The sequence below is a fragment of the Pseudomonas sp. P1_A1 genome (genome assembly GCF_056406935.1).
Genome location: NZ_JBFTZE010000005.1, coordinates 273096 through 286593, shown reverse-complemented (window position 1 = coordinate 286593; position 13498 = coordinate 273096). Strand labels below are relative to the sequence as shown.

Below are 13498 nucleotides of genomic sequence, written 5' to 3'. Positions count from 1 at the left end.
TTTATTCGGTGGTGCTTCTGACAGGAATGTCTGTAGTGCTTTATCCAGTTTTTTGAAGGAAAAATCCCTAAAAAAGCAGGGTAAATCTGATTTCCTTGTCCCTCCATCAACACCCCTTGTCGCTCATGCAGAATCGCCCGCCTTCATTCTGCAGAGACACATCGGATGTTCGCGCCTGCCAATCAACCGCGTTTCACGTTGACCCTCGACGGCGTCCAGAATGAGCTCAAGGTGCTTGAGTTCACGGGCAAGGAAGCCATCAGCCAACCCTACCGTTTTGACCTRGAACTGGTCAGCGAGCGACCCGACATAGAGCTCGAAAGCCTGCTGCATCGTCAGGCGTTTCTGAGTTTCGATGCGCAAGGTTCCGGTATTCATGGTCAGGTTTTTCGCGTCGGCCAAAGCGATTCCGGGCACCGTCTGACGGGTTACCAGATCAGTCTCGTACCGCGTCTGGCGTATCTCGACCGGCGTATCAATCAGCGGATCTTCCAGCACAAAAGTGTGCCGACGATCGTTGCGCAAATCCTCAAGGACCACGGCATCCAGCGCGACGCCTTCGAGTTCCGGCTCGGCAGCGACTACCCCGATCGCGAGTACTGCGTGCAATACGCTGAAAGCGATCTGGCGTTCATCCAGCGCCTGTGTGCCGAGGTCGGTATTCACTACCACTTCCAGCACAGCTCCGACGGGCACCTGCTGGTGTTCGGCGACGATCAGACGGTTTTCCCTCGCCTGGCCGAGCCGACGCTGTACCTGCCGGGCAGCGGGATGGCCGCGGATGCGCCAGCGATCAAGCGTTTCAATGTACGGCTGGAAACCCGCACCACCGCAGTCACCCGTCGCGACYACGACTTCCAGAAACCGCGATTGCAACTCGAAAGCCGCCTCGACAGCGAGCAGCGACCGGTGCTGGAGGACTACCGCTTCCCCGGCCAATTCACCGATCGGGAACATGGCAAACATCTGACTCAGCGGGCGCTGGAGCGGCACAACGCGGATTACCGTCAGGCCGAAGGTCGTGGCGACGAATCCGCATTGGTCAGCGGGCATTTCCTATACCTGGCCGAACACCCGCGTCAGGCGTGGAATGACCTGTGGTTGATCACCGAAATCGAACACCGCGGCCGTCAGCCGCAAGTGCTGGAAGAGTCGGCCACCAGCGACAGCCCGGATGATTTCCAGGGCTATCGCAACACCTTTCTGGCGACGCCGTGGGACGTTTCCTTTCGCCCGCCGCAGGGGCCGGAAAAACCACGGATACTCGGCTATCAACCCGCCGTGGTCACCGGCCCGGCTGACAGCGAAATCCATTGCGACGAGTACGGCCGGGTCAAGGTTCAGCTTGCCTGGGACCGTGACGGTCAGCTCAACGAACACTCCAGTTGTTGGCTACGCGTCGCCACCGGCTGGGCTCACGACCGTTACGGCAGCGTGATGATTCCGCGCGTCGGCATGGAAGTGTTGGTGGGATTTATCGATGCCGATGCCGACAAGCCACTGGTGATGGGCTGTCTGCCCAACGCGGCCACCCCGGTACCCCTAGATCTGCCGGCCGACAAGACCCGCAGCATTTTCCGCAGCCAAAGCAGTCCCGGTGGCGGCGGTTACAACGAATTGCGCATCGAGGATCGCAAGGGCGCCGAGGAAATCTACCTGCGCGCCCAGCGCAACTGGACTCAGCACGTCCTCAACGATCAACAGGTGCAGGTTGATAACCAGCGCAGCATCGTCGTCACCGGCACTGCCCGCCATGAGTTGAAGGCCGACGAAAAACGCATCACCCACGGCCAGCGCCAGACCGAAGTACGGTTGGACGATCACCTGGTGGTGGTCGGCGACCGGCACATTCGCGTGAGCAATCAGGCCCTCAATGCCAGTCAGCAATTCCACGTCAGCGCCGGCCAGCAAGTGGTCATCGACGGCGGCGCCAGCGCGACCATTCAGGCGGGCGGGCAGTGGATCAACATCGGCCCCGGCGGGATTTTCAGCAGCGTGCCGATTCAGGTCGGTGGGGCACTGATGGCGGCCATGGCCTCTGCGCCGAGCTTGCCGGATGTGCCATTGACACTCGCAGCGGCCCCGGCGGCGCTGCTCAGCGCCGCGCAGATTCTCAGCCTGCAAAGCGACGCGCCGTTCTGCGAAGAGTGTGAGCGCTGCAAGGGCGGTGTCTGTGCTGCCTGATGTTTTGTCGCCTCGCGCCTGGCTGGAACGCCAGCCACTGCAACCGTCGGAGCAACTGTTCGCAATTTTCAGCAGCGCCAGTGCCGCTGAACCGTTCAAAACCTGGCAACGCTCGATCACTGCACAAGCGCCAAGCCCGATCTGGGCCAGCACTGCCTACGCCGAGTGGGAAGCGGTGATGCCCTATGTCGGAATCGTCGCCGCTGACAGTGAGTTTCTGGATTGGGTCGCCGCCACTGAGTCCCGTGATTGGGGTTGGCTGGCGGTGTCTTGTGCTGCCCAAGAGGCACTGGTCGAGGATTTGCGCAGCCTCACACAAGTTTTGATGCCCAACGGCAACGCGGTGTTTTTCCGCTATTGGGATGGGCGCTATGTGCTGCCGATTCTGCAGTCTGCCGAGGTTAACGCTGCGCAACTGATGCCGGTGATCGGGCGCTGCCTGATCAATGGCCAGCCGCTGGATATTGGTGGCAGCGCGCTGAAAACCGCCAGGGTTTTCCCCTGGTGGGAAGTTTCCGAGTCACTGCTCAAACACCTCGCCACGGAGTCTGCAACAACTCACATCAACAACCTGCTGAAGTGGTTGAGCGAGGACCGCCCTGATCTTTATGAGGCGTTCTCCGAAAGCGTGTTGCGGCACAAAGTCGCGAGTTTTCTTGAGACGCCCTACCTGCCTCAAGCGCCGAAATCAGCGTTGGTGGATTACCTGATGACGGAGCTGGACTGATGGATCAGATCGTACGGATCGAGCAGGAGCTCGACGGTTTTAAAGACACACTGGTTTTGTATCGCCAACAGCTTGGCAACTTCTTGAGCCGGAATGCGGACAGGGTCAGCCGGGCGATGGACATGCCTTCGCTGTTGGACATGGAACGGGTGATAAAACTCGGCAATACCACGACTGCGGTGAGCAGTGGCGACGATGATTTTATCTCGGGTCTTGCGCAGTGTCCGGCTAATGGAATTCTGCAGATCGAGAGCAAGTTCGAATCGGTTTATGACATTCCGTTGGGGAATATTTCGGTCGATGTGATTGCCGTTGATGGCGGTGAAAGCACACCGGTCTTGCTCGATGAAAACGGTAAAGGGCAGTTCGTAGGTACGCCGGGAAAGTTCTATCGCGTTCATGTCCAGGGTGAAGTTGCGCCCTCGAAAATCAACGACCTTTTTGATTCCTACAATGGCCTGACCAGCGACCTGGAGGGCTGGTTACGCAGTGAGTGGGAAGGGTTCAAACCGCAGTGGTCGCAATCGACTTTTACGGCTGCCGGTAACGGCATGCTCGCGGGAAGTTGGGCGGCGGTCATGGGCGTTTGGGAAAGCCTCAGCCTGCTCTCGGACATTCTTCAGGATCCCCGCAAGTTCGTTGAGCGTTTGGGCAGCGGCGCTGATGAGTTGGTCAGGCTCGCGGAAACAGCGCCGCAGGTCATGGCAAAAGTCCAACTGCTGGCCAGTGACGAAGCGGCGCTGTGTTTACTGTTGCGTACTGCCAGTCTCTGGCTGGAAATGCTGCCGCCCAGCGAGATCGCCGGCAACGCGACAGAGGCGGCCAGCCAAGTCATCGTCTCGGTGCTGATCGATATTCTGATTGCTTCGGTACTGGCTTTCACAGGTGTCGGCATACCCGCCGCCAAAGCCTATTTAACAGCTCGCGGTCTCAAATACGGAATGGGGCTGGCCAGTCTCGCGATGCGCTTCGTCGAGGCCACTTTCAATATCCTCAGCACCTTCATTAAGTACGTCGACCAGTACAAAGCGGTCGCCGCACGCGGTGTTGCCGCGGGGCTGAAAAAAGGCCGGATGCAACTGCGCTGGGATGCCAAACGCAACACCACGCTCAAACAAAACGAACACCACGACGACTCCCCGGATCAGGCGAAAAACCCCAACGGCGACAGCGCCGACTCCGTCGACAAAACCGCGACCAACAAATGCCCGGTGTCGATGGTCACCGGCGAAGAACTGCTGACCCTCACCGACGGTTCGCTCGACGGCCTCCTGCCGTTCGACTTCACCCGGCTCTACCGCACCAGCGCCGCCGAGATCGATGTCGGCCTCGGTTTTGGCTGGAGTCATTCGCTCGCCCATCGACTGGAGATCGACGGCGACCAGGTCATCTGGATCGACCACGAAAACCGCCGCACCACGTTTCCATTGCCGAGCAGCGAACGCCCGGCGATCCACAACAGCCTCTCCCGCGCGGCGATTTACCTCGGCAATGCCCCCGAAGAACTGATCCTCGCCCAGGCCGGTGACGACACGCGGTTCTACCACTTCCACCACGGCCGGCTGACGGCGATCAGCGACGCCTACGACAACCGCTTGCGCATCACCCGCGACCGCCAGGAGCGCATCCAGCGCCTCGACAACGGCGCCGGTCGTGCCTTGCTGTTGCGTTACGACTGCGCCCACCTGATCGCCGTCGACTACCAGTGTTTCCGCCCGGCGCAGACCCTCGCCGAGGCCTGGTATACCGAGCAGACGCTGGTCAGTTATCACTACGACGAACGCGATCAACTGATCGAAGCGAGCAATGCCGCCGGCGAAAGCGAACGTTACGACTACGACGACAACCACGTAATTTTGCAGCGGCAACTGGCCGGTGGCGCGAGTTTCTTCTGGGAATGGGAAAGGTCCGGCAAGGCGGCGCGCTGCGTGCGGCACTGGGCGTCGTTTGCGCAGATGGATGCGCGCTATGTCTGGGATGATGCGGGCAGCGTCACGGTCCTGAACATCGACGGCAGTGAAGAGGTTTACGTCCACGACGACCGGGCGCGGCTGGTGCGCCGGGTTGGGCTGGATGGCGGTGAACAGCTCAAGGCCTACGACGAGCAGGGCCGGTTGGTGGCCGAGCAGGATCCACTCGGGGCCGTCACTGAATACCGCTACGACGACGTCGGACGCTTGGTGGCGCTGATTCCACCGGACGACGAGCCAACGGCCTACGAGTATCGCAACGGTTTCCTGCATGCGCGCTATCGCGGTCAGGCGGTGTGGAAATACCAACGCAATGCTCAGGGTGATGTCACCGAGGCGACCGATCCCGACGGTCAGGTCACCCACTATCACTACGACGCACAAGGCCGGTTGCTGTCGATCCGCTATCCGGACACCAGTCGGCATGTGTTCGTCTGGAATGCCCTGGGGCAATTGCTTGAGGAAACGCTGCCGGACGGTGGTCAGCGAGCGTTTTCCTACGATGCGCTGGGACGGCAGACGACTCGTCAGGACGAACACGGTGCGCTCACCCAGTACCAATGGGATGCGGTCGGCCGACTGATTCAGACGACGCTGCCCACTGGAGCCGTGCGCGGGTTCAGCTACAACGCCTACGGCAAGATCATCGCCGAACGCGATGAACTGGGCCGCATCACCCGTTACGAGTACGCCGACGACCTGCATCTGGTCAGCCGCCGGATCAATCCCGACGGCACCCAGCTCCAGTACCGCTACGACAACGCACAGCTGCTTCTGACGGAAATCGAGAACGAATCCGGCGAACACTATCGGCTGGACTACACGCCCAGCGGATTGATCCGCCAGGAAACCGGCTTCGACGGTCGCCGCACCGCGTACGCCTACGATCTCAATGGGCACCTGCTGGAGAAAACCGAGTTCGGTGATGACGGCTCGCAGCTGGTGACGGCTTACGAGCGGGATTCGGCCGGGCGCTTGTTGGTCAAAACCTTGCCCGACGGCATCCAGGTTAAATACCGCTACGACTCGCTGGGCCGGCTGCTCGGTGTCGATGACGGCCACGATCACCCGCTGGAGTTCGAGTACGACCAGCAGGATCGCCTGATCACCGAGCATCAGGGCTGGGGCACCCTGCGTTATGGCTACGACGCCTGCGGCCAGCTCAACCGCCTGCGTCTGCCGGACGGCAGCAAACTCGACTACCACCACGCCAAGGGCGGTGCGCTGACGGCCATCGACCTCAACGGCGCACGCCTCACCAGCCACCAATTCGTCTTCGGCCGCGAACAGCAACGCCAACAAGGGCAGCTGACCAGCCAGTACCACTACGACGAACAAGGCCGGTTGCAAGCCCACGCGATCAATCAGCCAACCAAACCGCTGTACATGCGCCACTACAGCTATGCGGTCAACGGCAACCTGGCGACCATCGCCGACAGCCGTCACGGCCAGCGCAGCTATTACTACGACGCACTCAACCGCCTGACCCGCGTTCGCCACACCCGCGACGAGCCGCCGGAAAGTTTTGCTCATGACCCGGCGGGCAACTTGCTGATACAGGACCGCCCCGGCCCGACGACCGTCAAAGGCAATCGCCTGTTGATGCAAGGCGACCGCCATTACGACTACGACGCCTTCGGCAACCTGATCCGCGAACGCCGCGGCACCGCGCAAAAACTCGTCACCGAATACCGCTACGACTGCCAGCACCGGCTGATCGGCGTCACCACGCCGGACGGTCGTTGCTCAAGCTACCGCTACGATGCCTTCGGCCGCCGCATCAGCAAAACCGTCGACGGCCAAACCACCGAGTTCTTCTGGCAAGGCGACAACCTCGTCGCCGAAAGCAGCAGCGAGCACTACCGCAGCTACGTCTATGAGCCCGGCAGCTTCCGCCCGCTGGCCATGCTCGACGGCAAAGGCCCGCGTAAGGCTTGTCCCTTCTACTACCAGCTCGACCACCTGGGTACACCGCTGGAGCTGACCGATTTTGGTGGTGAGATCGTCTGGTCGGCGAAGTACAACGCCTACGGAAAAGTCACGCACCTCGCACTCGGTGGAGGCGAGCAGCTTGACCAGCCACTGCGTTTCCAGGGGCAATACTTCGACGCCGAGAGCGGCCTGCACTACAACCGGCATCGATACTATGATCCGGAGGTTGGTCGGTATCTGACGCCGGACCCGATCAAGCTGGCGGGTGGGCTGAACCAGTATCAGTACACGCCGAACCCGACGGGCTGGGTTGATCCGTTGGGGTTAAGCGGGAATTGTCCGCCACCGAATAAGCCAGGGTGTGGGGCGCCGGATGATACGACTGGCGCTAAGGTTGATGAAGGTGAGCCGCCGCTGCCGAAGCTGACAGGTGATCAGCGGAGGGCGCGGATTGATGAGCTGGCGGAGTCGAATGCTTATCGGCGTTTATATGAGATGGAACAGGCCACAGAAGGTGCTCATTTTCTAGAGAAGCATGGCAAGCAGACCAGCTTGGAGTCTCAACGTCAGCGGGTGATGACGGGAAGGAACCCCACAACTGGCGTTATTGAAAGGTACACACGCGGAAGGAAGGCTGGTCAGCCCAAAATCCCTAGTGCCGCAACACGTTTTATTAGCTATAGAGATCAGTTGAACGCTATTCATCGTGCTCAGCTAATATTCAGGCGAAATGGTCACGCGGCATCTAAGGAGCCAATGAATATGGGTAAGAAAATTGGTGAAGGATACAAGCGGGACGGATTGGAGTATGGGGAGCAAACAGATGCGGTTGCCATATTGAATGGAGCTGGTGCTCCAATAACTACTTATGCGGATTTTTGAAAATGAAGCGTCCCCCAAAGCTTTCAATTTTGCGCGGCCTGCTTTTTCTATTTGATATCGACAATGTTGATAGCGATGAAAGAGAAGAGGTCATAGTATCTAAGGATGTTAATAATGAGGGGGAGCTCGCTGAGCTGTTCGACATACTTATGAGGCCTGAGTTCGTTTCCTATAGTGCTAGTGATCGCGAGTGGTATATCGATACGTTAACTTATTATTTGGGAGTTGGTGAGAGCTTTGATTCGATCTTCGATAAGATAACTACTTACTTTGATGATGAGGTTGAGGATCGGCGGAAATTTATGCAGGTTCTTTTGGAGTGTTTGTTGCGATATCAAGCTGAAATTGTAAAGCTCTAATGTTGGGTCTTGTTGATATAAATCTTAGGCGAACGTTATTGGGTTGATAATCTGTCATGCTTTTGGCGGAATTTCTGGGCAAGGTCGTCGGAAGTTTCCTTCAACTCGTATCGGTTTCCATGAACTGGTGCGAAATGATTTCCATCGATAGTCTTTGGTGGTCACTGAAAATTCAGTGGCGGGGTGTAGGAACCCTTCGAAACCGTTAGAGCTATATTGGCGTCGATGCTTGGTTTGCGGCCGTTAACGTGCGTCCGTATGATCAGTTGCGGCGGCTATGCGCGGGCACGCTTCGGCGTGGTCGAGTTTTGCTCTAAGGGTCTCGATATTCCTACCCCGTGCATAGCTGCCACCCTAGCCTGTAGGAAGGCCTAAGGCAGCTCCATTTCTTCCTTGGAGCAATTCAAATGAAAACACTTACACCCGATCCACCCTACGAAAAACCAATCCCCCATCCCGCCAACCGTTTCATGGCCCTAACCGGCAACTGCACCGACATGCCCACGCTATTCGTCGATACCCACGCGCCGCTGGATATCTTGACCGACACTGCCAGCTATCGAATTCGCGCGGTCACTCAGGTGCTGGAAAACATGTCCATGCGCGGTTCGGTCGAGTGTGAATCCTTCATCCTTAGTGATTTTGCTTTGCTCTGTGCCATTTCATTGCGCGATGGCTGCGATGTGCTGGATGTGGTGGGGCGGCGGTTGCGGGCTCGGCCTTCGGAATAACGTCGAGTGGCTTTTGTGGCGAGGGAGCTTGCTCCCGTTGGGCTGCGTAGCAGTCCCAAAACCTGCAATCCCGTTTTGTCAGCTGTACCGAGTGGCTTGGTTTGGCGACTGCTTCGCAGTCGAGCGGGAGCAAGCTCCCTCGCCACAGGTTATGGGGTGGTCTGGATATTTTGGGGCTGCTTTGCAGCCCAACGGGGGCAAGCCCCCTCGCCACAGGGTTTATGGATTGGCGCGGTATTGGGGTTGTACTTGCCCGCTCAGCCGCGAACCCCTGACGTTCTGCCCCGTACAAGGTAAACTTCCCGGCCTTCGCAGGAGCAGCCATGAATTATCGTCACGCCTTCCATGCCGGCAATCACGCCGATGTGTTCAAACACCTGACTTTGACCCGCCTCATCGCCTTGATGTCGCGCAAGGAGCAGCCGTTTGCCTATCTCGACACTCACGCCGGCATTGGTCTGTATGACCTTCAGGGCGATCAGGCCAGCCGTACCGGTGAGTACCTGGAAGGCATCGCGCGGTTGTGGGATCAGCCGGATTTGCCGGCGCTGACCGCCGATTACATGAAGGTGTTGCACGAGATGAACCCGGATGGCCAGTTGCGCTATTACCCGGGGTCGCCGGAGTTGGCGCGGCGTTTGACCCGGCCTCAGGATCGCGTGTTGCTGAACGAGAAGCACCCGGAAGACGGTGTGTTGCTCAAGGACAACATGAAGGGCGATCGTCGGGTGAAGGTTCACCTGGGTGAAGGCTGGCATGTGCCGCGTGCGTTGCTGCCGGTGCCGGAGAAGCGGGCGGTGATGTTGATCGATCCGCCATTTGAGCAGCTCGATGAGATGCAGCGTTGTGCGGCGTCGTTGAAAGAGGCGATTGGCCGGATGCGCCAAACGGTGGCGGCGATCTGGTATCCGGTGAAGGATCAGCGGGCGTTGCGGCGCTTCTATCAGGATCTGGCCGGAACGGGTGCGCCTAAGTTGCTGCGGGTGGAGTTGCTGGTGCATCCGCTGGATACGCCGAACAGCTTGAACGGTTCGGGGTTGGCGATTGCCAATCCGCCGTGGGGGCTGGAGGAAGAGTTGCGTGAGTTGCTGCCGTGGTTGTCCAAGAAGTTGGGGCAGACCCAGGGTGGTTGGCAGATGGATTGGTTGATCGCCGAGAGCTGATCAGTTGCATGTGTGGCGTCTAATCGGACGCCTTCGCGGGCAAGCCTCGCTCCTGCAGGTCGGTGTGACCGTAGGAGCGAGGCTTGCCCGCGATGCTTTTCAGGGTCCGAAATTTAGATCGGGCACGTCACGCCAGTACCGCCAATCCCGCAATACCCCTCAGGATTCTTGGCCAGGTACTGCTGGTGATACGCCTCGGCGTAGTAGAACGTCGGGGCTTCGTCGATTTCAGTGGTGATGATGCCTTTGCCCGCCTTGGTCAGTTCCGCCTGGAACACTTTCGCGCTGTTCTTCGCCGCTTCCAGTTGTTCCGGTTTGGTGCAGTAGATCACCGAGCGGTACTGGGTGCCGATGTCGTTGCCCTGGCGCATGCCCTGGGTCGGGTTGTGCAGTTCCCAGAACATTTTCAGCAGCTGTTCGTAGCTGACTTTTTCCGGCTCATAGACCACGAGCACCACTTCGGTGTGCCCGGTCAGGCCCGAGCAGACTTCTTCGTAGGTCGGGTTCGGCGTGAAGCCGCCGGCATAACCGACCGAGGTGCTGAACACGCCTTCGCGCTGCCAGAATTTGCGTTCCGCGCCCCAGAAGCAACCCAGGCCGAAGATTGCGAATTCTACGTTGCCCGGAAACGGACCCAGCAGCGGGTTGCCGTTGACGAAGTGTTTCTCCGGAACCTTGATCGGGGTTTCGCGGCCAGGCAGAGCTTGTTCTTTAGTCGGGAGCACGTTTTTGTTCACCAGAATTTCCGAGCGCAGAACCATGATCAGTCCTCTCAGTCAGGTTGAGATGTAAATACAGACTGCCAGTTTGCCCGAGTGTTACGTCGCTGTCAGGCGATTGGGCCGCGCGGGTAGCGTTTGAGCTTTTCGATCAGCTCGGAGCCCGGGATCGGTCGGTCGAACAGGTAGCCCTGGCCGACGTCGCAGCGGTGGCGGCGCAGGAAGGCCAGTTGCTCGGCAGTCTCGATGCCTTCAGCCACGACCTTGAGTTTCAGGTTGTGGGCCATGGCAATCACGGCGGAGGTGATTTCCATGTCGTCCTGGTTGTCCGGGATTTCGTGGATGAAGCTTCGATCGATCTTGATGATGTCGATCGGGAATTTTTTCAAGTAGCTGAGCGACGAGTAACCGGTGCCGAAGTCATCCATCGCCAGGGTCAGGCCCAGACGCTTGAGCTGATCGAGCTGCAAGTGCGTGTCTTCGGTGGCTTCCAGCAGCAGGCCTTCGGTCAGTTCCAGCTCCAGCAGGTTCGCCGGCAGCGCTTCTTCTTTGAGGATGTTGGCGATGGACGCCACCAGGTCCGGGTCGGAGAACTGCTTGGGCGACAGGTTGATCGCCACTTGCAGGTTGCCCAGGCCGGCGGCGGTCAGCTCTTTGCTCATGCGGCAGGCCTGGCGGGCGATCCATTTGCCGATCGGGATGATCAGCCCGGTTTCTTCGGCCACGCTGATGAATTGGTCCGGGCGGATCATGCCCTTTTCCGGATGGTTCCAGCGCAGCAGCGCTTCCATGCCCAGCAAGCGACCGCTGCGCAGGCACAGCTTGGGCTGGTAGAACACGTCCAGCTCGTTCTGGGTCAGGGCGCGGCGCAGGTTATTTTCGACGAACAGTTTGTAGCTGGCCTCGGCGTTCAGCGCTTCGGTGAACACTTGCACCTGATGTTTGCCATTGGCCTTGGCCTTGTGCAGCGCCAAACCGGCGTTGCGCATCAGCGTCTGTGGATCGCGACCATGCAGCGGCGCGCAGGCCAGGCCCACGGAGCCGGTGACGCTGATCAACTGGTTGTCGACGAACATCGGTTTGTCGAGGGTTGCCAGCAATTGATTGGCAACCTGCTGGCCCGCCGAGAGGTCAGTGTCGTCCAGCAGCACCGCGAATTCGTTACTGGCGAAGCGCGCCAGACTGCCGCTCGAACTCAGGCTGTTGCGCAGGCGCCGCGCCAGGCTGATCAGCAGTTTGTCGCCGGTCTGGTGGCCGAGGCTGTCGTTGATCCGCTTGAAGTTGTCGATGTCCACCAGCAGCAGGCTGATGGGTGTATCGCTGTCTCGGGCGAAGCGTTCATCGAGGTTGCGGATGAACGCCGGACGGTTGCCGAGGTTGGTCAGGTTATCGGTGTAAGCCAGGCGCTCGATGCGTTGCTGGGCGAGCTTGGTCTGGGTGATGTCTTCGTAGATGCCGATGTAGTGCGTCAGCTCACGGTTGTCGCCATAGACCTTGGAAATCGACAACTGGCCCCAGTAGGGTTCGAGGTTTTTACGCCGGCTCTTGAACTCGCCCTGCCAGCTGTTGCTCTTGGCCAGCGCCGACGGAGCGTCGAACAGCAGTTCGCTGAGGTTTTCCAGCGCCGGCAGTTCCGACAGCCGCTGGCCGTGGACTTCCTCGGTGGTGTACTGGGTGATCGCGGTGAAGCTTGGGTTGACGTACTCCACCACGCCGTCGCAATTGACCAGCAGAAAGGCGTTGGCGCTTTGTTCCACCGCACGCTGGAACAGGTGCAGGGCGCTGGTGGCGGTGCGGCGGTTGTGGTTGTTGATGACTTGGGCGAATTGATCCGCCAGTTCGCCGGCAAAGGCGATTTCGTCCGACTGCCAGGCGCGGGTCGCCCCGATCTGTTCCAGGCAGAGCACGCCGACCACCTGGCCATCGACGCGGATGCTGGCGTCGAGCATGGCGTTGACGTCGCGCGGGCGCAGGTACTCGGCGATTTCCCGGGTGCGGGGGTCGCGCATGGCGTTGTGGGCGTCGATGGCGCGGCCAGTGTGCAAGGCGTCGAGGTAATCGGGAAAACCACTGGCGTCTATCGGCTCCGGCAGTTGGCGACCCCGGGTGGCGCGGTGATAGGCCGAGATCGGCGTCAGTAGCGAGCCATCGAGGTTCCACAGGCTGGCGCAGTCGATTTCGTAGATATCGCAGGCGCTGCGGGTGATCAGTTCAGCGGCTTCTTGCAGGGAATTGTTGGTGCTGTAGCGCTGGCGGGTCAGCAGCAGGATCAGGTCTTGCTGGGCGCGCACCCGGTCCAGGTGCTGCAGTTGTTCCTGCTGGGCACGTTGATTGAGTTCCAGGGCGATTTGCAGGCGTGAGTTCTGGGTTTCCAGATCCAGCGCCGGCAGCAAGGGTTCGCCGTCGAACAGGCCGTCCACCACCATCAGGTAGCCGCGTAACAGGTGCCGATTGTGTTGTTTGTAGGCTTCGCCCAGTTCCAGCAGGCTCAGAACGCCTGCGGCGGTGTGCAAGGTATAGCGGATCAGGTAATGCGGGCTTTCGGTGAGTTGCTGCTGGATCGTGTCATGCAGTTGATAGCGCGCTTCGGGCTCCATCAGGCTGGCGTAGGGCGAGCCGACCAGAGCACAAAGCTCCACCGCCGGCAGGCCGAACTGTCGTTCGCAATTGGGATCGAGAAACAGCAGCGCCCAGCTTGGTTCATTCAGCCGTTCGAAACGCAGCATGCCGAGCCGCGAGGGCACAGGCAACTGCGTCACTACCTCGGCCACCATACGGCTGGCGGCATCGGGTTGGCTTTTCATTGAAGGAAACTCGCTTCGAATATGCTG

At 59.5% G+C, this 13498-nt stretch carries 8 protein-coding genes; 6 read left to right on the top strand and 2 right to left on the bottom strand.

Annotation, left to right across the window (positions count from 1 at the left end; translation table 11 throughout):
• Positions 1-165: 165 nt before the first annotated feature.
• The 6 genes from AC1D2Q_RS10230 (at position 166) to AC1D2Q_RS10205 (ending at position 9948) form a co-directional block, all read left to right on the top strand.
• On the top strand, positions 166-2184 hold the full coding sequence (locus AC1D2Q_RS10230) for a type VI secretion system Vgr family protein (protein ID WP_477813116.1): 2019 nt from the start codon (positions 166-168) through the stop codon (positions 2182-2184).
• Positions 2174-2911 (top strand): DUF4123 domain-containing protein, encoded by a 738-nt coding sequence (locus AC1D2Q_RS10225; protein ID WP_477813115.1) that lies wholly within the window; start codon positions 2174-2176, stop codon positions 2909-2911. The genes AC1D2Q_RS10230 and AC1D2Q_RS10225 overlap by 11 nt, the downstream gene beginning before the upstream one ends.
• Positions 2911-7695 (top strand): RHS repeat-associated core domain-containing protein, encoded by a 4785-nt coding sequence (locus AC1D2Q_RS10220; RefSeq protein WP_477813114.1) that lies wholly within the window; start codon positions 2911-2913, stop codon positions 7693-7695. Before AC1D2Q_RS10225 ends, AC1D2Q_RS10220 begins: the two co-directional genes overlap by 1 nt.
• 2 nt (positions 7696-7697) lie before the next feature.
• On the top strand, positions 7698-8054 hold the full coding sequence (locus AC1D2Q_RS10215) for a hypothetical protein (protein ID WP_028940182.1): 357 nt from the start codon (positions 7698-7700) through the stop codon (positions 8052-8054).
• 407 nt (positions 8055-8461) lie between these two features.
• Entirely contained in the window at positions 8462-8785 is a 324-nt protein-coding gene (locus tag AC1D2Q_RS10210; protein ID WP_018928568.1) for a hypothetical protein, read from the top strand.
• 323 nt (positions 8786-9108) lie between these two features.
• Positions 9109-9948, top strand: a complete 840-nt coding sequence (locus AC1D2Q_RS10205; protein WP_018928567.1) for a 23S rRNA (adenine(2030)-N(6))-methyltransferase RlmJ — start codon at positions 9109-9111, stop codon at positions 9946-9948.
• Positions 9949-10061: 113 nt separating this feature from the next.
• Here the strand turns inward: AC1D2Q_RS10205 and msrA are convergent, their stop codons facing one another.
• Both msrA and AC1D2Q_RS10195 read right to left on the bottom strand, forming a co-directional pair.
• On the bottom strand, positions 10062-10709 hold the full coding sequence (gene msrA / locus AC1D2Q_RS10200; protein WP_018928566.1) for a peptide-methionine (S)-S-oxide reductase MsrA: 648 nt from the start codon (positions 10707-10709) through the stop codon (positions 10062-10064).
• Between the two features lie 68 nt (positions 10710-10777).
• Positions 10778-13471, bottom strand: coding sequence for a putative bifunctional diguanylate cyclase/phosphodiesterase (locus AC1D2Q_RS10195; RefSeq protein WP_477813113.1), 2694 nt, complete (start codon positions 13469-13471; stop codon positions 10778-10780).
• Between the last annotated feature and the right edge of the window lie 27 nt (positions 13472-13498).